Source organism: Vibrio crassostreae, from assembly GCF_041439375.1.
In the GTDB taxonomy this organism is placed as follows: Bacteria; Pseudomonadota; Gammaproteobacteria; order Enterobacterales; family Vibrionaceae; genus Vibrio; species Vibrio crassostreae_D.
Map to the genome: position 1 here is coordinate 129,914 of NZ_JBGONY010000002.1, position 21,358 is coordinate 151,271.

The following is a 21,358-nucleotide window of genomic DNA, read 5'->3' on the forward strand; positions in this document are numbered from 1 at the left end:
ATTGTAATTAAGGAGTTCCTCATGGGTATTTTTTCTCGCTTTGCAGACATTGTAAATTCAAACATCAGTGCACTATTAGATAAGGCTGAAGATCCTGAAAAGATGATTCGCCTGATTATCCAAGAAATGGAAGACACGCTGGTAGAAGTTCGCACTAACTCGGCAAAAGCTATCGCAGACAAGAAAGAGCTAGCGCGTAAAGTTGAAGCTATCGAAACTCAGATTCTAGATTGGCAAAATAAAGCGACACTAGCACTGACTAAACAACGCGAAGATCTGGCGAGAGCAGCGCTGATTGAAAAGCAAAAACTTGAAGACATCATCAAGAGCCTTCATACAGAACAAACATTGGTTCATGAAACCATCGAGAAGCTAACCAGTGAGATTGGCAAGCTAGAAACTAAAATTGCAGAAACTCGTGCAAAGCAACAAGCATTGATGATTCGCAATAATGCTGCGAGCAATCGTCGTGACGTTCAAAAATATCTGCATTCAAGCAAAACCAACGAAGCAATGGCGAAGTTTGAGCAATTCTCGCGTAAAGTGGATGAATTAGAAGCTGAGGCAGACGTTTACGCAAAAACAGGCAACGCAAAATCTTTAGACCAAGAGTTTGCAGAGCTACAAGCTCAAGACGAAATTGAAAAAGAGCTAGCGAAACTGAAGCAACAAGTTGAAAACCGCGATAAATAATTTAGGAGTTTTCTATGTCAACATTTCTAATTGCAGGCCCACTGATTGTCTTCTTGATCTTCGTGGCACCGCTATGGTTATTCTTACATTACCGCAGCAAGAAGAAATCCAGTAACGGTCTTTCAGAAACGGATCTTCAGCGTCTGCACAAGCTTTCAGCGCAAGCGGAATCCATGCAAGATCGTGTGAAGACACTAGAAAAAATACTGGATGCGGAGTCGCCTAACTGGAGACGCAACTATGAGTAGAGAACTGTATCGCGACACAATTAACGGCAAATTGTCTGGTGTGTGTGCGGGCTTAGCGAACTACTTTGGCCTTGAAGTTTGGCTGGTTCGCATCTTAGTTATCTCTGCAGCACTGCTTGGGGGGAGTTTTCTGGTCTTGTTAGCGTATTTAGCTTTGACATTTATGCTTGAAAAACAACCACCTCAGTATGTCGATCAGATGAAAGCTAAGCAAGAGCACACGCTGAAGCAGAAGCCTTGGGAAAAAGGGCAGACTGCAGAGTCTTTGCTGGGCACTTTAGAGGGGGATTTCCAGAAGTTAGAGACCAGTGTCCGCAACATGGAAGCTTATGTCACCTCCGACACTTTCAAAGTTGATCGCGCATTTAAGAACATCTAGTGTTAAAACCTCAAAAAATTAGATAACGGTTTAGGAAAATTTATCCCAAGCCGTTATTTTTTTTAATAATTTTGTCTAAATAAATCTTACGATAACTGGCAAGTTACATGTGATTAATCTATGTTATAAAAATATTTATAGATATGGATGAACACCAATGTATAGAGCCTCCGTTGTCCTATTGACGGCCTTAGCTGGGTTGTCTGGGTGTGGTAAGGAGCTTCCTCCCGTGCCTGAACCTGAATCTAGACCCGCCAAACTTTTCACTGTCTCCGTCGGTAGCAACGCTTTTGAACGAACTTTTCCTGCCACTACCGAAGCGGGTGACAAAGCGGTATTAGCTTTCCGTGTACCTGGATTACTTCAAACTATCGATGTCACAGCGGGACAAAGCGTGCAAAAAGGTGACCCTTTAGCAATGCTCGACCCTGATGAATATCAATTGTTGGAGAAACAAGCCAGAGCGAATTTCAAGTTGTCTGACGTTCAATATCAACGTGCAATAAAATTGCGTAAAGACCGAGTCGTTTCTGAGCAAGATTTTGACCAAGCAAAAGCGAACCATAACTCTGCAAGAGCAGAGCTCAATCAAGCGAAAGCTAATTTACGCTACACCACTCTTGTTGCTCCATACGATGGCACCATCTCCATTATCCCAGCTGAAAACCATGAATACATAGCGGCGAAGCAAGGCGTCATGAATATTCAAACCAATCAAATCCTCAAAGTCGTATTTTTATTGCCTGATCGCCTAATTACACGTTATTCATCCGGGTTTGAAACTGATTCGACTATGGTATTTGATGCGTTTCCTGACAACGCTTATGAACTGATTTTTCAAGAGGTTGATACCGAAGCGGATCCTAAAACTGGTTCTTATAAAGTTACCATGGTAATGGAGAGACCTACTGACATTGGCATCCTACCTGGTATGTCGGGAACCGTAAATTTGGTTTCCGCCAAAGCAGCTGCGACGAAAATTCCAACCTCAGCAGTGATGACCGATGGCGACGATGTTTCAGTTTGGCGCGTAAACAGTGACGGTATTGTTGAGAATGTGGCAATTGTGATTGATGAAAAGCGTCACATTGTCTCTGGGCTTAATGATGGAGACCGCATCGTAACCTCTGGTGTTAATGGCCTTGAACCCGGCGTTAAAGTCCGAGAGTGGATCAAGGAAAGGGGGCTATAACATGAGTGCATTTAAATTAGCGACAGGTTTGTCATGTTTAGTTCTGCTAACCGCTTGCGGAGAAAAGCCACAAATAGAAGTCGACAATACACCCCTAGTCAAAGCGATTGAAATTTCAGTCTTGGATTTCAATGACAAGCTGTACTTTCCAGCAGTGGCGAATGCCGCAGAGAAAGCGCATCTCAGTTTTCGTGTCGCGGGTGAGATCTTTAAGCTTGATGTCAAAGAAGGCCAGCGAGTTAAAGCGGGGGAATTGATTGCCGAGCTCGACCCTACAGACTACCAATTAGATGTTGATAACGCTCAGGCGAGATATACGGTAATCAATAGCCAATATAGACGCTCTAGTCCGTTGGTCAAAAAAGGGCTGTTGGCTAAATCTCAGTTTGATGAAATTGCAGCTCAACGCCAAATAGCGTATGCCGAGTTAGAGCTAGCTAAGTTACGCTTATCCTTTACTAAGCTTCTTGCACCTGTTGATGGGATTATCTCCCGAGTCAGTGTTGATCAATACGAAAATATTCAAGTCGGTCAGCAAGTTGTCAATATTCACAGCGTCGAAGATGTTGAAGTCATTATCCAGTTACCAGACCGCATATATGTAAATCAACCGAATGATGCGGTACTAAAGACTATCGAAGCTCTGGTGAGAGTTCCGAGTGGTAATGAGTATCCAGCGAGCATAAAAGAGTATACGACAGAGCCAGACCCAAGCACTGGTACCTTTACGGTTACCTTGGCATTGCCGATGCCCGAAGATGATTTGATTCTTGATGGTATGGCTGTCGATGTTACCTCTCATGGGCGAGATATTGGTTTAGAACTGAAAGCCGGTGTTTTGGTTCCAATTGAGGCGGTGTTCAATGCGGATGGCGATGAACTGAGCCGAACGAACTCATTTGTTTGGGTTTTGAATGATGACAATACCGTTTCGAAGCAGCAAGTCGTGTTAGGAAAAGCAAACCAGAAAACTTTGCAGATCATGAAAGGATTAGAAATGGGGCAGCATGTCGTTGTTGCAGGCGTATCGCGATTGCGAGATGGGATGACAGTGGAAGTATTGCCTCAGGAGACGAATAATGAGTGAAGTAAATAACAAGCCTCAAAATGACGATCAACAGGGTGATGATCAGATCACAGGTGTTGCTTCTTACTTTATACGTAACAAAGTCATTAGCTGGATGCTATCTCTGATCTTTCTTATTGGTGGTGTTTCTGCATTCTTTGGTTTGGGTCGTCTAGAAGATCCTGCCTTTACCATCAAAGATGCAATGGTAGTGACCTCTTACCCTGGGGCTTCCCCTCAGCAAGTGGAAGAGGAAGTGACCTATCCGCTAGAGAAAGCGATTCAACAGCTTACTTATGTGGACGAAGTGAACTCTATCTCAAGCCGTGGCCTGTCTCAGGTAACGGTAACGATGAAGAATAACTACGGCCCGGACGATCTTCCGCAAATTTGGGATGAACTTCGCCGAAAAGTGAATGATCTTAAGGTTGAACTGCCACCCGGCGTCAACGATCCTCAAGTCATCGATGATTTCGGTGACGTTTACGGGATTTTGTTGGCGGTGACGGGGGATGGCTACAGTTATAAAGAGTTACTCGATTATATTGACTACCTAAGGCGAGAATTAGAGCTGGTCGACGGGGTCAGTAAAGTCTCGGTATCCGGCCAGCAGCAAGAGCAAGTGTTCATTGAGATATCGATGAAACGGATAAGCTCATTAGGTCTGTCTCCAAGCACAGTATTTAACCTTTTATCGACTCAAAATATTGTTTCCAGTGCAGGTGCGGTGAGAATTGGTGACGAATACATTCGTATCCACCCTACGGGCGAGTTCCAGAATGTAGAGCAACTGGGTGATTTGATTCTGACAGAAGGTGGCGCTCAAGGGCTTATCTACCTGAAAGATGTGGCAGAGGTAACTCGTGGTTATGTTGAAGTACCTACTAACATCATTGGCTACAATGGCAAGCTTGCGCTCAACCTTGGGGTATCCTTTGCGCAAGGTGTAAACGTTGTGGCGGTGGGTGAAGCCTTTGACCGAAGACTCGCCGAGCTGAAATATCAGCAGCCCATCGGTATCGATATCTCTGAGGTTTATAACCAACCCAAAGAGGTAGATAAGTCAGTAAGTGGATTTGTGGTGAGTTTGGGGCAGGCGGTTGCGATTGTAATCGTGGTTCTGCTGTTCTTCATGGGGCTACGCTCTGGTCTGTTGATCGGTTTGATATTGTTGTTGACCGTTTTCGGTACCTTTATTTTCATGCAGTACTTCAAGATTGACCTTCAACGTATCTCATTAGGCGCGTTGGTTATCGCTCTGGGGATGCTGGTGGATAATGCCATTGTGGTGGTGGAAGGGATATTGATCGGCACGCAGAAGGGGCGAACCCGGATGCAGGCCGCCACCGATATCGTGACCCAAACCAAATGGCCGCTGTTGGGGGCAACGGTGATTGCGGTGACTGCGTTTGCTCCTATCGGTTTATCCGAGGACTCAACAGGTGAGTACTGTGGCACCTTGTTCACAGTGCTACTGATTTCTTTGATGCTGAGTTGGTTTACTGCCATCTCGCTCACGCCGTTCTTTGCTGACATGTTCTTTAAAGGTCAAAAGGTCGACTCAGAGAACGAAGGTAAAGACCCATACAACGGGATGGTTTTTGTGATCTACAAAAACTTCCTTGAGTTCTGTATGAAGCGTGCTTGGTTAACCATGTTTGTTCTGATTATTGGTTTGGGCGCAAGCGTTTACGGCTTTGGTTTTGTAAAACAAGCCTTCTTCCCATCCTCGACAACACCGATGTTCCAAGTTGACGTCTGGATGCCGGAAGGTACTGATATTCGAGCGACCAATACCAAGCTTAAAGTGCTTGAGAGTTGGTTGGCTGATCAGGACGAAGTTGAGCACATCACGACGACTGCGGGTAAAGGCCTGCAACGTTTCATGCTGACTTACGCACCAGAGAAAAGTTATAGCGCGTATGGCGAAATAACGGTCCGTGTGAAGAGCTACGAAGTGCTTGAAGGGCTGATGAAACGCTTTCGTGAGCACGTAAATGGTCAGTTCCCTGAGATCGACTATAAGCTCAAGCAGATTGAATTAGGCCCTGGTGGTGGTGCGAAGATTGAAGCGCGAATTGTTGGTTCTGATCCAACAGTATTACGTTCAATTGCCGCTCAAGTGATGGATATCATGCGAGCTGATTCTGGAGCATTTAATATTCGTCATGATTGGCGTGATAGAACTAAGGTGTTAGAGCCTCAGTTCAACGAAAGTCAAGCGCGTCGTTATGGTATCACCAAGTCTGATGTCGATGACTTCCTCGCGATGTCTTTCTCTGGTAAGTCGATTGGTGTGTACCGTGATGGTACAACGCTGATGCCGATTGTGGCTCGTTTACCTGAAGATGAGCGTGTTGATATACGTAACATCGAAGGCATGAAGATCTGGAGCCCTGCATTAAGTGAGTATATCCCGCTGCAACAAGTAACACTTGGTTATGAGTTAGAGTGGGAAGACCCACTGATCATCCGTAAGAACCGTAAGCGTATGCTGACGGTAATGGCGGACCCTGATCTATTGGGTGAAGAGACAGCATCAACTTTACAGAAACGCTTACAACCACAAATTGAAGCGATTGAGATGCCTCCGGGTTACTCATTGGAATGGGGTGGTGAATATGAGTCGTCAGCAGATGCACAGGCGTCACTGTTCACAACCATGCCTCTTGGTTACTTGTTCATGTTCTTAATTACCGTGTTCTTGTTTAACTCGGTGAAAGAGCCTCTGATTGTTTGGTTAACGGTTCCATTGGCGTTGATAGGGGTGACGACAGGCTTGCTAGCCTTGAATACACCATTCGGCTTTATGGCGCTGTTGGGCTTCCTGAGTCTATCTGGGATGCTTCTGAAGAACGGTATCGTACTGCTTGATCAAATTGAGATTGAGATGAAGTCAGGTAAAGATCCATATGTAGCGGTTGTTGATGCGGCACTGAGTCGTGTTCGTCCGGTATGTATGGCAGCGATCACCACGATTCTAGGTATGATCCCTCTACTACCGGATATCTTCTTCAAACCAATGGCAGTAACCATCATGTTTGGTTTAGGCTTTGCGACTGTACTCACGCTAATCGTAGTACCTGTGCTGTATCGTTTATTCCATAAAATTGAAGTGGCTTAACGTCAACTAACCTTTGAAATAATGCCCCTAAATGGGGCATTATTTTTATATATCGATTGATAGAAGAGAATAAAAAATGGAAGTAAATACATCGGATAGAACTTGTGCATGGGCGCTTAAGCACGAGCTTGAAAGGGAGTACCACGATGCAGAGTGGGGCGTGCCTGTTTATGATGACCAAGTTCTGTTTGAGTTCATTACCTTGGAAGGCGCTCAGGCAGGTCTAAGTTGGATTACGATTCTCAAAAAGCGTGAAGGCTATCGTGCCGCATTCGATAATTACGAGTTAAACAAGTTAGCTGAGTTGAATGAAGACAACGTGCCGCACATCATTGAAAACTTCGATGTCGTTAAACACAAGGGCAAGATTGCTTCGGTATACAACAATGCGCGAGCTACGCTTGAATTACAGAAAGAGTTCGGCTCTCTTTCAAATGCTTTATGGCAGTTTGTTGATAATGAGGTGATTGTGAATCAATGGACCGAGATGTCTCAAGTTCCCGCTTCTACCGAGCAATCTAAAGCGATGAGTAAGTTTTTGAAGAAGAGAGGCTTTAAGTTTGTAGGGGAAACAATCTGTTATGCGTTCATGCAAGCGACAGGTATGGTTAATGACCATATCGTAGGTTGTCCGCATAAATAAAGGTGTTATTTATCGTCGAAAAATAATTGCGTTAATATAGGAAAATTCACTGGTCATTTATAAACTATTCAATATCATACTCGACCAAATTCAAACCTAGAAGACGATAGTGAAACAACAAAGCTACCAAATTTGTGATGTTAGTTATGATCCCTTGCTAAGGCAGTTTGTGCGTGACGATGGCCACGTAGAAACTATCGCGCCGATAGAAGGTAAGGTGTTTCTGTTCTTACTTGAAAATACTGGTGAGTGTGTTGAACGAGGCCTAATATTTGATAGGTGCTGGGGCAATGTGATTGTCTCAGAGCAAGCGCTCACTAACGTGATATCTAAGATTAGAAAAACGTTATCGCGAGTGACTTGTGGCTGTGCAACGATTCGCACGGTCAGTAAAACGGGTTATTTACTTGAAATCGATGAATCGATAAAACCTAGTAAAACTGAAATTGTGCCTTCTCAAATGACTGCGAAGGCATCTAAATTAAACTCTTCACCTGTCGATCAAGAAGTGTTGGCTGCAACTGAATTAGAACCCTCAGATTCAAAGAGTAATGCGCACTTAATTAAAGCGGGCTACTTAGTCGCATTGATTTGTGTCGTCGTAACGGCGTTCAATCTTTTCAAAACCTATTATACGCCACTGCCTTATTTTATTGATAAAGCCGAGTACCGCGGCAGTTACACAGACAATACTAATCACTACTTTTTCCATGTTGCGCACAATGAATCCTATTCGTTGCCTGCGATCACTAAAAAGCTAACGGATGTGATACCTAGCCACTGCAATGTTGATGTTTTTGTCCGTATCTACCCATCAGTAGACCAGCCCGAAGATGATACGCTATACATGTTGATTCAAAGGAAGAGTGGTGAGGCTTTGAACTATAGCGCTTCTATTTTCAATGTAGAGTCGTCTTTTGATTCGTTTACTCAGTACATGGAAAAGAGGAGTAACTTTTGCGACTAATTGGCTTACTCATTCTATTGGCAATTGCTACAGCAAGCTTTTTTCTGGAACAGAACGCATTGGCTGGCACTCGCTGGCACTGTAAAACGCTAAAAACGGATTTTTTATCTCAGGCATTCCAACCGTATCAATCGCTTTATGAGCGAATGAGCATTACTTTTCAGTCTGACCAAACTTTTAGTATGAGAGAGTTTGTGACGATAACTGAGAAAGACGGTAACGAAGCTACAATGGAAAATCTTTATTCTGGTTACTATGGCCTTGATGGGGATAGTTTGTCGATGAGTATTATTGATGTGAGAACTGCAACGCCTTTTCATGATCCTATTATTAACAATGATTACAGTGAGTATAAAGGGGTGACGATTGACTACGCTATTGCAGTGAAGGATCAGTCTTTGTATATGTTCAATGAACATCGAACTGAAATATTCAATTGGGCGTGTTTTAACGTTCAGTAGCTTTTTAAAGCTATGTGTCTAATACGCTAATCTGAAAAAGGCAGGAATATCCTGCCTTTTTGGTCTGCGTCTGTTAACGATTTTAATTAAACGAGCGCGTTGTAACGCTCTAACCCTGCTTCTAGGTCTGCAATCAGATCATCAACGTCTTCTAAGCCGATATGAACACGAATCAAAGTCCCTTCGAAGTTAGGGTTCGCTACTGTTCTTAGGCTGTTAAAGCTGCTTGGTTCATTCGCTAGAATCAAGCTTTCGAAACCACCCCATGAGTAACCCATACTAAAGTGCGTCATACCATCAAGCAGCGCTGTGGTCGCTTTGGTATTTGAGTTCTTCAGCACGAAAGAGAACAAGCCATTCCCGCCAGTAAAATCTCGTTTAAAGAACTCATGACCAGGACAAGATTCAAGCGCAGGGTGACGAACGTGGTCAATCTCAGGGCGAGTCTCTAACCATTTTGCCACTTTCAAGCTGCTTTCTGCGTGTTGGCGTAGGCGAACATCAAGAGTACGAATACCACGAAGGCCGAGGTAAGCATCATCTGGCGAAACACATTGCCCCATCAGGTAGCTCTGTTCTCTTAACTGGTCCCAACATTTTTCATTGGCTACCGCAGTCCCTAGCATCACATCAGAGTGACCAACGATGTATTTGGTTGCTGCTTGAATCGAGATATCAACACCGAAATCAAACGGTGAGAAGTTAACACCAGCAGCCCAAGTGTTGTCTAACATAACAATGATGTCATGTTCATGAGCAATACGTGCGAGCGTTGGAATGTCTTGAACTTCCATGGTGACAGAACCCGGAGATTCGGTAAACAGCACCTTAGTGTTTGGCTTAATAAGGTCTTGGATGCCTTCACCAATTGTTGGTTCGTAGTAAGTTGTTTCTACACCCATCTTCTTCATGATGGTGTCACAGAAATCACGCGTCGGTTCGTAGCAGGTATCGACCATCAGAATATGGTCGCCCGTTTCTACAAAAGAGAGAATGGCGTTAGAGATTGCTGCCGTACCACAAGGGTAGAGTGCACAGCCTGCGCCGCCTTCCACTTCCACCATGGCATCTTGGAAGGCGAAATGAGTGTTGGTTCCACGACGTCCGTAAAAAAGTGTTTTGTTAGCGCGGTTAATTGTAGCTTTACGCTTCTCTTCTACTGAGTTGAATACGACAGTTGAAGCGCGCTGTACTGGTGGGTTAACGACACCATTGGTCCACTTCTTATCACGACCTGCAGTGATCAGCTTAGTGGTTTTGTTCTCGGACATGCTGTGAATTCCTTATCAATCGGTTATCTTCTATTTAAAACATGCCAATAGCCTTCAAAGCAAGAGGGGAGCAGGAGTTTTTACGCTTTTCTTTCGCTTTTTAACCTTTTACTTATTCAATGGTGAAAGGTTAAAAACTTACGGGAGGAAGTGATGAGCCGCAATCGACTCATCATATGTATTACAGAAGAGGGTTGAACAAATAGAACAACCTTTCAAAGAAGCGATTTCGCAAGTTTCTCTGTTCCCACTGTTCTAGTACTACTGGGTGAGATGATTCTATATAAGACTGTTGCAGTTCAGAGAGCTGCTGAGTGAAGTGCACGTCATCTACGGCTAGCGTCACTTCGAAGTTGAGCCATAGGCTGCGCATGTCAATATTGACCGTTCCGATCAAACAAAATTCTTCATCGATCACTACCGATTTGGTGTGAAGAAGCCCACCGTAAAACTCGTAAATCTTAACGCCGGCTTCAAGTAACTCGGTATAGAAAGCGCGCGAAGCCCACTTAACCATTAATGAGTCGTTGTTGTGTGGGATGACCAGTTCTACATTGACACCGCGTTGCGCTGTCATTTTGAGTGTTTCTAATAAATCGGCACTCGGTACAAAGTAGGGTGTTGTGATACGAACAGAATGGTTTGCCTGATTAATCGCAATGGTTAGAACTTGCAGGATCAAATACTCCGGCATGCCTGGACCAGATGGCACGACTTGCACAGGGTGATGCGTCATTACCTCTTCAATCGGACATTCAGGTAAATCAGGAAGGATGCGCTCGCCCGTTTCCACTTCCCAATCCCAACCATGAATTGCCGACAGTACATTAACGGTTGGCCCCGTTACGCGTACCATTACATCAATCCACTGGCCAACACCTGAATTTTGCTTGAAGTGAGCGGGGTCAACCATGTTCATTGAGCCAGTGTAGGCGATGGTTTCATCAATCACGATGATTTTACGGTGTTGTCTTAGATCTAGACGACGTAAGAAAATACGCCAAGGGCTTACTTCCAATGCTTGTACAACTTGCACACCGGCGTCTTTCATCATTAAGCGCCAGTGACTTTTAAAAAAGCGCGGGCTACCTGCAGAATCAAGCAAAACTTTAACATCCACACCACGTTTCGCAGCTCGAATGAGAGCGGAAGCAACCGAATCAGTTAATCCTCCAGGGTGCCAAATATAGAAAACCATCTTAATACTGGTTTGGGCATTTTCTATATCTTCGATAATTGCGTGTAAGATCTCATTGGGAGAAGCTTGCAGTGAAAGTGTGTTTCCGCTGAGTGCAGGAATGCCCATCCGATTGTTACAAAGTTCATCAATCTTGTGGATAGGGGAGCCGACCTTTCCTGGAAGGTGGAGCTGGCAATCATCTAGTTTTCGGAACCAATCACCAAATGGAGTAAACATGCGATGTGCGCGTTCAGCCCTCTTCCTACCTAGGTTTAGCTCTCCGAAAAGGAAGTAACAAGCGACACCTACAATTGGGATAATGTAGATAACCATCAACCACGCGAGAGAAACGCTGACAGAGCGTCGTTTTAGTACGACACGGAAAGTCACACCGGCTACAAGTACCCAGTATAAAGCGACAGAAGCTAAAGTTAAAAAATGGTAGAGCTTTTCCACATTGAATACTCGAAAAAAGAGACACTTAGATAGTAATGCTATTTTACGGATATGGGAATTTAAGGAATCAACTATTTACAAATTAGAGCTAAAGCTGTAAACAGGTTATAGTTGTTAAGTTTTGGTTAACTTAAGACGAAAACGATTGTTTTGTATGAAAAGGCGGCATTTAACCATAAAAATTTACATTGGTAACGAAATATATACGGTTCGGGCTTCCAATTTTATTCTTAAACTGGTTTACTTGCTATATACGAGCGTCAATCAAATCTTTTAGGTGTGTAAATTTTTTTATACGCCTTATCTTTTAAAGACGCCACTCAAAGCAAAACACAACATCACATAACACAAAAGTTTGGAGTACACGTGGCTACTAGTAATACAACCACAACACCCCGCGATACCTGGGGTTCGAAGTTAGGATTCGTAATGGCTGCAGCAGGTTCTGCTGTTGGTCTAGGTAACATCTGGAAATTCCCATACACAGCAGGCGAAAGTGGCGGCGGTGCATTCGTTGCAATTTACCTGTTTTTTGTAATCTTCATCGGTTTCAGTGTGATGCTGACTGAATTTGCGATTGGCCGTCATACGCAGAGATCAGCAGTAGGTGCATTTAAATCAACTGACCGTCGCTGGACGTTCGCTGGTGTTATCGGTGTAGTAAGTGGTCTGCTAATCATGGGTTTCTACCCTGTAGTAGGTGGCTGGTCTATCGCATACATCGGTAAAATTGCTGGTGGTCTACTAGACGCACCTGAAGCAATCGGTGACAGCTTTGGTGGCTTTATCTCAAACCCAGTTCAGCCACTTATGTGGATGGGCTTATACCTACTGCTTAACGTTGTCATCGTTATGAAGGGTATTTCTGGCGGTATTGAGAAAGCGGGTAAGATCTTAATGCCACTTCTTTTCATTATCCTTATCGTGGTATCAATCAAAGGCATCATGCTTCCGGGCGCGATGGCTGGTCTTGAATTCCTATTCAGCCCTGACTTCTCTAAAGTAGACAGCGGTGTAATCCTAGCTGCACTAGGTCAAGCATTCTTCTCACTATCTCTTGGTATGGGTTGTATGTTGACTTACGGTTCTTACCTGAAGAAGAAAGAGAACCTAGTTCAAACTACCGCTATGGTTACGGCAATGGATACAGGTGTTGCTATCCTAGCTGGTGTTGCAATGTTCCCAGCAATGTTCGCATTCGGTATGGAGCCTGCAGCGGGTCCTGGTCTGGTATTCGTTGTTGTTCCTCAGCTATTCGCTGAAATGGGCGGCGTAGTGGGTCTTCTATTTGCTCTTATGTTCTTCGTTGGTCTGAGTGTTGCGGCACTGACATCTTCAGTATCTCTACTTGAAGTTGTGGTTTCGTACCTAATCGATGAGAAAGGCATGAAGCGTGTAACAGCTGTACTGTCTGCGAGTGTCGTAATGGCGATTCTATGTATCTTCGCTTCTCTATCACTTGGTGGCTTCGGTCCAACATTGTTCGGTACTGGTGCGTTCGATATCTTCGACTTACTAACTGATAAGATCTTCCTAGCAGTTGGCGGTATGTTGGTATGTATCTTCGCTGGTTGGAGACTAAACCGTGCTGACCTAGAGAAAGAGATCACTAACGACGGTGAAGTATCTTTCCCACTATTCGGTCTATGGTACACACTAGTTAAGTACATCATCCCAGTAGCTATCGCTATCGTTGCGTTCATGGGTATCTCTTCTGGCTTCGACAGCGGTAAAGGTGCAATCATGCTACTAGGTATTGGTATCATTGCTGGCTCTGCGCTTATCTCTAAGAAGCTATAGTTTTTAGAAACCAAAGTTCTTAGAAGCTAGAATCGCAAGTTAAAGTAAGTTAAGAAACGGGAGCCCATGGCTCCCGTTTTTTTATGTGAGTATCTTAATTCTCTTCGAAAAATAAAAAACATTCATTCACTAAAGTTATCCGTGTGCTAGCCGATATAATAAATGTTAAGGGCTGTTTTGGCCGATAATTTTATTTAGGTAGGTGTTGTGTGAAATTGTCAGTGAGAAAGAAACTGTATGCCGGTTTTGGCTCTATATTGGCGGTGCTTGTCACGTTAGTCGGTATTGTATGGATAGAAGTTATTGGGGCCCATAAAAGCGCTGATGAGATTAGAATGGATGATGTACCGGGTACCGTTACCTACCTTGTATTGATAGATGAAGCGGGCGATGTTTATCGGGACGCTTTGGGCGCGATTATTCAGGTTGATAACGCGTTGAACGATTATCGAACCAATAAGAACGAGTTTGCTCAAGCTATTGAGCAGGCGAAGCGTTTGGAGAGCAGAGGATCGGAAGATCATCGACGTATTCAGCGAATTGAAGACTTGATGGGGCGTTTCACTCAAGAGTTTGAAGCGAAGCTTGTGCCTAAGATCAATGATGAATCCGAGCTACTAGCAAACATCCAGCAGCTTCGATCTTTGTATGAGAGCAACTTGATCCCAATTGAAAACTTGCTTGACCAAGCGTCAGCAAGTGAGCGTGCTGATACAGAGCAATCACTGCTTGTATTAACCGAGTCGTTTACCATGATTGAACGTACCATCATGGTGTTGTCTGCCATTGCGATTGTATTTGGTTGTGTGATTGCATTTGTATTGTCTAGCTCTATCACTAACCGCCTAACTCGTGTTGAACAAGTTGCGCGCCGTGTAGCAAATGGCGATCTTACCGCTGGAGATATTGTTGATGATTCAGGGGATGAATTGGCGGATCTTGCTAAGTCGATCAACCAGATGCAGAAATCTTTGGTCGACCTCTTGGGTTCAATTTCTTCTGTGACCAACCAGGTCCAATCTGTGACAGGTGAACTATCTTCTATCAGCCAAGACATCGTGACGGGTGCTTCTGCTCAAGCTGACAAAGCAAACCTGATAGCAACGGCTGCAGAAGAGCTAAGCTTGACCATTTCGGAAGTGGCACAGCAGGGCACCTCTACTTATGAAGAAGCTCGACGTTCTGAGTCTTCAGCAGAAGATGGTCGTAACGTGATTGTAGAGATGGTAGCAAGCATTCAACAAGTTTCTGCTCAAATGAGTGACATGTCGGTACAGATGAACACGCTGGGTTCGCATGGTGAACAAATTGGCAGTGTGATTAAAGTGATCGAAGACATTGCAGAGCAGACGAATTTATTGGCTTTGAACGCGGCGATTGAAGCGGCGCGAGCTGGTGAGTTTGGCCGAGGTTTTGCCGTGGTAGCTGACGAAGTAAGAGCGTTGGCTGAAAGAACCACCAAAGCAACGCAAGAAGTGTCTGGCATCATCCAATCGATTCAGTCTGGTACTCAAGAAGCCGTAACTTACACTCAAGACAACTGTCGTTTAGTTGAAATTGGTGTAGAGCAAAGCACAGGGGCGGTATCGGCTCTAGAAGCAATTGTTAGCGGTGCGGGCAATGTACAAAGCATGGTTAACTCAATTGCGACTGCGGCAGAAGAACAGACAGCGGTGACCAAAGAGATTGCTGCAGATATTACCGCGATCAGTGATATCTCAGAGCAATCCTTGCAACTGGCGACTCGCAGTTCTGAAAACACTTCAGGTTTGAATGCTAAGGTTGCTGAACTAGAATCATTAGTCGGTAAGTTCAAACTTGCTTAGTGCTTAGTGCTTAGTGCTTAGTGCTTAGTGCTTAGTGCTTAGTTCGTATTCGATAGAGGCTAAAAGCCTATTACCGAAAGCGAACAAATAAAAATAAGCCCAATGATTCAATGTTTATTGAGTTAGTTGGGCTTTTTCGTAGCTGGAATCTGGGTTCAGACACGGTATACTCCACGCTCTACAATGGAGCTAGCTTTTACATGTTCGACATTCTTCTGAACCATTCAGATTTTTTACTCATTAATAAGCACCCTGGAGTCAGCGTCCACAAAGACGATGGTGACACCATGCTGCTACAAGAAGTCGCTAATGCGCTTAATGAGCCGAAGTTATATCTCGTTCACCGCCTCGATAAAATGACCTCAGGTATTCTACTGTTAGCAAAGAGTGCCTCGGCAGCGAGTGAGCTTTCACATTTGTTCGCAAAGCGTGAAGTCGAGAAGTACTACCTTGCGATTGGTTCGAAGAAGCCAAAGAAAAAGCAGGGGTTGATCTCAGGTGATATGGAGCGTTCACGACGTTCAAGCTGGAAACTACTGACAAGTAAAGAAAACCCAGCGATTACCCAGTTTTTGTCTGCAACCGCTGAACCCGGTGAGCGTCTACTTTTGTGTAAACCCTATACGGGGCGCACACACCAGATCCGTGTTGCGATGAAGTCGATCGGCTCAGCCATTGTTGGTGACCCTATTTATAATCCATCGAGTGAGGCTGACAGAGGATATCTGCATGCATTCGCGATTCGATTTACCTATCAATCACAAGCCTACGAATATGTCTGTGACCCAAGGAACCTAGATTCCTTAGGTGAGAAGTGGCATCAAGAGACTGTGTCTGCTGGTTTAGACAGTTGGCTTGAACCTTGGTCATTAACTTGGCCGAAGCTAAATACTAAGTGAGTGAAATAATGGAAGCATCAGCTTTACCTCTGTTTTTTAGTCATATTGAACAGCAACTTAATGAAGTGCCGAATGAACTACGCCGTATTTTTCACGGTCGCGGTAAGTTTTGGCCAGGTCTAGATCAACTGACATGTGATTGGGTTGATGGGCAGTTATTGGTTAACATATTCAAAGAGGTGGATGACGAATTCTTATCATCTCTTAAAGCTGGATTGGTTGATCTGACTAATAAAGACATCTGGCAAGCAAAGCAGGGCACAAGTATTGTTCTGCAACACCGTTATGCCGATGGCGCGCCTTCAGAGGTTTTATGGGGCGAACTCAATGACTCACCCGTTGTGGTTGAGCACGGTCTTAAATATCAACTCGACATTGGCCGTAATCAGAACTTCGGTTTGTTCCTAGACATGCGTAATGGTCGTCAGTGGGTGCAAGATAATGCCAAGGATAAGAATGTTCTTAACCTGTTCGCATATACTTGTGGCTTCTCTGTCGCGGCTATCGCTGGTGGTGCTCGTCAATGCATGAACGTGGATATGTCTCGCGGCTCGTTGAATAAAGGTCGTGATAACCACCGTCTTAATGAGCACGACATGCGCTCGGTTAACTTCCTTGGCTACGATATCTTTAAGTCGTGGGGGAAAATCAAGAAGGGCGGCCCTTACGAGTTGGTTATCATCGATCCACCTTCGTTCCAAAAAGGCAGCTTTGCTCTAACTAAAGATTATAAAAAAATCTTACGTCGTTTGCCTGAGCTTCTAACAGAAGGTGGTGAAGTGATTGCCTGTGTGAATTCACCTGCTGTATCACCAAACTTCCTGATTGAGACGATGGTAGAAGAAGCACCAAGCGTTGAGTTTATTGAACGTTTAGACAACCCGCCTGAGTTTGTTGATGTCGATCTTGATTCGAGCCTCAAAGTTCTGAGGTTTAAGATAGGCGCTTCTGCTGACGCTTAATTGATTCTATACATCAGTTAGAAAAAACGCCGCTCATATTGAGCGGCGTTTTTGTATCTTGTTTTTGTCGTTAGAGCACTAGATCTCTTGCTGAGTCTTAAGAGTTTGGAACCCAAAATAGATACGCATAAATGTAGTCAGCCAGCAAGCTGCACCAAAGGTATAAGCGATAACTGCAAAGTGTTGAGGCCAAATACAGAAAGCAATGAAACAAGCAATGGTTTCTGTACCTTCGGTTAATCCCGACATGTAATAAAGAGACTTATGTTTATAGACTGGGTTTTCAATGCCTCGTTTGCCTGCCATTACCGCAAACGCCAAAAAGCTACTGCCTGTACCGATAAAAGAGAAGATCAAAAATGCACCGGCAATGGCGTTGTGCTCTGGATTGGCAATCACAAAGCCAAAAGGAATCAGCGAATAGAAAAGGAAATCCAAGCTGATATCGAGGAAGCCACCTGCATCACTGATGCCTTGGATTCGAGCCAAAGCGCCATCAAGTCCGTCGCAAACCCTGTTAAATACAATAAACCCCAATGCCAATTCGTATTGCTGAAATGCTAATGCTGGAAATGCTAAACACCCAACCAGAAATCCGAATAACGTGGTTTGATTGGCCGTGATACCTAATTGGTTCAGTAACTTAGCCGACTGATTCAATGGCCATTTAATGACCTTAATGGAGTACTTATCCAGCATTGTGACTTCTCCATGGCCAAGACAGTACTTCTGCCCCTTGAGGCACATCGGCCTCGTCGTGCGTGACCATTAACGTCGGGATATTTGCTTTGGTCAATTGTTCAAACACCCAATCGCGAAATTGTGATCTTAACTCTTGGTCTAACTTACTGAACGGTTCGTCGAGTAGGGCGAGTTTCGGCTTGGCTAGTAACATACGAGTTAAGCTTATTCTTGCGCGTTGACCGCCTGAAATTTGATCCGGGAATGACTCTGCCAAGTGAGTCAGCTCTATGTCTTTTAGTGCAGCCATTGCTTGCTGTTGACGAGCGGAGCCCTTAACTGAATTAGGTAATGAAAAGGCCAAGTTCTCCCATACTTTTAGGTGCGGAAACAACAAGTCATCTTGAAACAAAATACCGACTTCACGCTGATGTGAAGGCAGTTCATCTAGCTGAATATCGTTCAACACAACGGTGCCAGAATACGAAAACTCTTCACTTAAGTGACCAGCAATCGCATCCAGTAAGGTCGACTTTCCGCAGCCACTCGGCCCCATCAAAGCCAGTATTTGGCCAGATTCTAATGTTACGTTTAGCGCTGAGAACAGCGAATCCCCATCGGTTTTACGGATGGCGAGGTCGTTGAGGTACAGACTCATTACTTAGGAAACCTTTAAAAGTAAGACGGCGATATCTAAGTTGAAGTCGGCTGACTAATATCGCTAAAGAGAAAAAGAACAGAGGCAATAGAGCCTGCCAAATGGCATAGATTGCTGTCACCCTGCGGTCGAAACCACTGGTTAGGGCAACGGCTTCTGTGGTGATCGTGCTAATACGGCCCGCACCGAGCATCAATGTTGGAAGGTACTGGGCCAAACTCACACTGATCCCGACCGCCCAAGCAAAGGCAATAGCAGGAAGCAAGATTGGCAGTTTGATCGAATACCAACTCTGAAATGGCGATTTACCTAGGCTAAGCGAGGCTTTAATCAACCCATCGTTAAAGCTTTTCCATGGGCCGTCCAAAGACAGATACACAAACGGGAAAGCAAAGAAAACATGCGCCCAAATCACCCAGAACTCATAGGCACTACTGCCAACGTAGAGGGTCGTGACTTGCATACCAAACAACACCGAGAGTTGAGGTATCAACATCGGAATGGCGATAATGAAGCCCGGAACTTGCCACTTGTATTTGATTCTGTATTCGTGAGCAACCAGCGCAAGCAACAAAGCGACTGAAGCGGCAATCAAACCAATCCACAAGCTTTGTCCGACGGTACTCATGATGCCATCCCACTCAAACTCCCAGAAACGCATGCTATATCGGCTAGGGAGTAGGTCTGGGAAACGCCAACGTTGGGCAACACTCCAAATCACCATCAATGGAATGATAAGCAGTGATAACGCAGCAAGCGCAGTAAACACGGTTTTCCCAGGAAGGTTCGCGCCTGTTCTGCCTGAATATTGCCAAATTCGAAAGTATTTAAGGATCGCCCATTCAACGAAACGTGCTAAGGCGATGATTAACGACGCTAAACCAAATAGAACAATAGCTCCGGCTGCTGCTCGCGGCAGTAGGTTAAGATCTGGATCGTTAAACCATTGCCATACTAATACCGCAAAGGTTGGTGGGTTTGTCGGGCCAATGATCAAAGCAATATCGACAACCGAGACACTGTAAGCGAGTACCGCCAGCATTGGGAAGCGAAGCTTAGTAAACCATTGTGGGAAAATAGATTTCCACCAAATCTGAGCACGGCTATAACCCAGAGATGCACTGACCTTAGTGATACGTTCTACATCAATTTGCTGCAGTGTCGAAATGCTCATCAGCAACAAGAAAGGTACTTCTTTGAGTGCGAGCATAATGATCAAGCCGAACGCGTATGGGTCTTTCACCAATAACGCCAATTCTGAGCTCGTAGCCGATTCGCCAAGCAAGTGATGCACGGCTCTGGCTCCAAGCCCTGTCGGGCTGAATAGGAAAGCAAAGCCGATAGCGAAAGCCACATGCGGAATAGCAAGCATTGGCGATAGCGTTAACTCTATCTTTCTCCAAAACTTGTTTCCCCAAGAGGCTTGAAGAATACAAAAGGTTAGGAAGCAGGCTATATAGCTGCTTGCAATCGCTGAACCTAGGCTCAAGCCAATAGAGTGCCAAGCTCCTTCCCATTGAAAGACTTGGCTAAAACCGTTGAGTGTTGGTTCCTCTAAACCTAGGGGCGGGATGAAACTCAGTGACGAAGCCACGACTCCCGCCACCCCAGGAATGGTTGGGATAATGCACACAGCTATAACAACAAAATATAGAGCGCGTAGCATAAAGATTAGTTACCGTATCGCTTCAGCCACTCTTTCTCGAGCGCGTTTTGCCAGCTAGGGTGTGGTTCATCAATCGATTTAAATTGTTGGGTGTTTTTAGCGCTGCCAGTGAGGTACTTGCTGCTCAGTACCGAAGGGTCGCCCCAAACATTGAGGTCACCTTTACGAGATTGCGCTTCTGGGCTCAGCAAGAAGTTAATGGTCACTTGAGCTCCTGCGGTTGCATTGGCATTCCAAGGAATAGCAAGGAAGTGAATGTTAGATAAAGCGCCGCTTTCTAGAGCATAGGCCTTAGTGGTTTCGGCTAGGCGACCACTTGCTTGTGCTGAATAAACAGAGTTTGGATTGAACGTAATCGCGAGATCGAGCTGTCCATCATCCAAAAGTTGGATACTTTCTGATGTGCCTGCTGGGAATTGTTTGCCACCGCGCCACGCTACTTTATGGAATTTATCTAAGTAAGCCCATAGTGGTGCTGTAACTTCTTGGAAGTTGTCTTCTGAAACAGGCTTAGCGAGTTCTGGGCTGTTGTTGGTTAGTTCAATCAGTAGAGACTTAATGAAGCTCGTACCATGAAATTCTGGTGGGCGAGGGTAGCTTAATCGGTTCGGGAAAGCTTGAGCGTAGCTCAACATCTCTGAGAATGATTGTGGCGGGTTGTGTAGTGTCTCTTGGTCATGAATAAACACCAATTGTCCAACGCCCCAAGGTGCTTCAAGGCCTTCTGTTGGTTCAGAGAAGTCGACATCAATCGGCAGAGACTTATCGACATATTGCCAGTTTGGAAGCGACTCCGTGAACGGGCCAAACAACAAAGCGTTATCTTTCATCGAACGGAAGTTTTCGCCATTGATCCAAACGATATCAACACTGCCTTCGCTGTTCTTGCCTGCCGCTTTTTCAGCAAGCAGTCGAGTGGTGGTTTCCGCAATATCGGTTACTTTCACATGCTTCAACGTGACACCGTAGTTACTTTGTAACTTCTTGCCTGCCCATTGTAGGTAACGGTTGATCTCTTGGCTTCCGCCCCAAGCGTGAAAGTAGACAGTTTCTCCCGCTGCCTGCTGTTCTATTTGGTTCCAACTCTCGGTGGATGTTGCTTCATCAGCATAAATGGTTGCGCTGTATGCAACGGTTGCCATGATTCCTAACGTACTTACTATCTTGTTCATAAACTTTTCCATTT

19 protein-coding genes are annotated in these 21,358 nt (G+C 44.8%); 13 read left to right on the top strand and 6 right to left on the bottom strand.

Translation table 11 applies throughout. The features are described from left to right. Window positions 1–21: 21 nt before the first annotated feature. From pspA to ACED45_RS01900, 9 genes are all read left to right on the top strand, one after another. Complete coding sequence (gene pspA / locus ACED45_RS01860) at window positions 22–693, top strand: phage shock protein PspA (protein WP_371713223.1); 672 nt, start codon at window positions 22–24, stop codon at window positions 691–693. Window positions 694–707: 14 nt separating this feature from the next. Then, complete coding sequence (gene pspB / locus ACED45_RS01865) at window positions 708–941, top strand: envelope stress response membrane protein PspB (RefSeq protein WP_004734605.1); 234 nt, start codon at window positions 708–710, stop codon at window positions 939–941. Further along, a complete protein-coding gene (gene pspC, locus ACED45_RS01870) occupies window positions 934–1,320 on the top strand; it encodes an envelope stress response membrane protein PspC (protein WP_107898765.1) in 387 nt (128 codons plus the stop codon). The genes pspB and pspC overlap by 8 nt, the downstream gene beginning before the upstream one ends. Window positions 1,321–1,477: 157 nt before the next feature. Next, window positions 1,478–2,512, top strand: a complete 1,035-nt coding sequence (locus tag ACED45_RS01875) for an efflux RND transporter periplasmic adaptor subunit (protein ID WP_371713224.1) — start codon at window positions 1,478–1,480, stop codon at window positions 2,510–2,512. A 1-nt stretch (window position 2,513) separates the two neighbouring features. Beyond that, window positions 2,514–3,599, top strand: coding sequence for an efflux RND transporter periplasmic adaptor subunit (locus ACED45_RS01880; protein ID WP_102431597.1), 1,086 nt, complete (start codon window positions 2,514–2,516; stop codon window positions 3,597–3,599). Then, a complete protein-coding gene (locus tag ACED45_RS01885; protein WP_371713225.1) occupies window positions 3,592–6,702 on the top strand; it encodes an efflux RND transporter permease subunit in 3,111 nt (1,036 codons plus the stop codon). Before ACED45_RS01880 ends, ACED45_RS01885 begins: the two co-directional genes overlap by 8 nt. 76 nt (window positions 6,703–6,778) lie before the next feature. Next, entirely contained in the window at window positions 6,779–7,345 is a 567-nt protein-coding gene (locus ACED45_RS01890; protein ID WP_055320150.1) for a DNA-3-methyladenine glycosylase I, read from the top strand. A 109-nt stretch (window positions 7,346–7,454) separates the two neighbouring features. Next, on the top strand, window positions 7,455–8,312 hold the full coding sequence (locus tag ACED45_RS01895) for a winged helix-turn-helix domain-containing protein (protein ID WP_102480771.1): 858 nt from the start codon (window positions 7,455–7,457) through the stop codon (window positions 8,310–8,312). After that, on the top strand, window positions 8,303–8,773 hold the full coding sequence (locus ACED45_RS01900) for a hypothetical protein (protein ID WP_102480772.1): 471 nt from the start codon (window positions 8,303–8,305) through the stop codon (window positions 8,771–8,773). The genes ACED45_RS01895 and ACED45_RS01900 overlap by 10 nt, the downstream gene beginning before the upstream one ends. Window positions 8,774–8,859: 86 nt before the next feature. Here ACED45_RS01900 and ACED45_RS01905 read toward each other — a convergent pair whose 3' ends face one another. Continuing rightward, window positions 8,860–10,044, bottom strand: a complete 1,185-nt coding sequence (locus ACED45_RS01905) for a cystathionine beta-lyase (RefSeq protein WP_102480773.1) — start codon at window positions 10,042–10,044, stop codon at window positions 8,860–8,862. A 181-nt stretch (window positions 10,045–10,225) separates the two neighbouring features. Further along, window positions 10,226–11,680: a cardiolipin synthase gene (gene cls, locus ACED45_RS01910; RefSeq protein WP_048658340.1), complete on the bottom strand. Its 1,455-nt coding sequence runs from the start codon at window positions 11,678–11,680 to the stop codon at window positions 10,226–10,228. Window positions 11,681–12,046: 366 nt separating this feature from the next. Here cls and ACED45_RS01915 point away from each other — a divergent pair, with 366 nt between their 5' ends. From ACED45_RS01915 to ACED45_RS01930, 4 genes are all read left to right on the top strand, one after another. Then, window positions 12,047–13,480: a sodium-dependent transporter gene (locus ACED45_RS01915; protein WP_102431602.1), complete on the top strand. Its 1,434-nt coding sequence runs from the start codon at window positions 12,047–12,049 to the stop codon at window positions 13,478–13,480. A 209-nt stretch (window positions 13,481–13,689) separates the two neighbouring features. Next, the gene (locus tag ACED45_RS01920; protein WP_102431603.1) at window positions 13,690–15,306 is read left to right on the top strand and encodes a methyl-accepting chemotaxis protein; all 1,617 of its coding nucleotides are present in this window, start codon (window positions 13,690–13,692) and stop codon (window positions 15,304–15,306) included. Between the two features lie 200 nt (window positions 15,307–15,506). Continuing rightward, entirely contained in the window at window positions 15,507–16,205 is a 699-nt protein-coding gene (locus ACED45_RS01925; protein ID WP_102431604.1) for a TIGR01621 family pseudouridine synthase, read from the top strand. 8 nt (window positions 16,206–16,213) lie between these two features. Continuing rightward, complete coding sequence (locus tag ACED45_RS01930) at window positions 16,214–17,167, top strand: class I SAM-dependent methyltransferase (RefSeq protein ID WP_108020360.1); 954 nt, start codon at window positions 16,214–16,216, stop codon at window positions 17,165–17,167. Window positions 17,168–17,245: 78 nt separating this feature from the next. Here ACED45_RS01930 and ACED45_RS01935 read toward each other — a convergent pair whose 3' ends face one another. The 4 genes from ACED45_RS01935 to ACED45_RS01950 are packed head-to-tail and all read right to left on the bottom strand — an operon-like array spanning window position 17,246 to window position 21,344. Further along, entirely contained in the window at window positions 17,246–17,866 is a 621-nt protein-coding gene (locus ACED45_RS01935) for a CDP-alcohol phosphatidyltransferase family protein (RefSeq protein ID WP_107898771.1), read from the bottom strand. Continuing rightward, window positions 17,856–18,506 (bottom strand): ATP-binding cassette domain-containing protein, encoded by a 651-nt coding sequence (locus ACED45_RS01940; RefSeq protein WP_123283060.1) that lies wholly within the window; start codon window positions 18,504–18,506, stop codon window positions 17,856–17,858. Before ACED45_RS01940 ends, ACED45_RS01935 begins: the two co-directional genes overlap by 11 nt. Continuing rightward, window positions 18,472–20,172 (bottom strand): ABC transporter permease, encoded by a 1,701-nt coding sequence (locus ACED45_RS01945; RefSeq protein ID WP_107898773.1) that lies wholly within the window; start codon window positions 20,170–20,172, stop codon window positions 18,472–18,474. The genes ACED45_RS01940 and ACED45_RS01945 overlap by 35 nt, the downstream gene beginning before the upstream one ends. 5 nt (window positions 20,173–20,177) lie before the next feature. After that, complete coding sequence (locus ACED45_RS01950) at window positions 20,178–21,344, bottom strand: ABC transporter substrate-binding protein (RefSeq protein WP_102431609.1); 1,167 nt, start codon at window positions 21,342–21,344, stop codon at window positions 20,178–20,180. Window positions 21,345–21,358 lie beyond the last annotated feature (14 nt).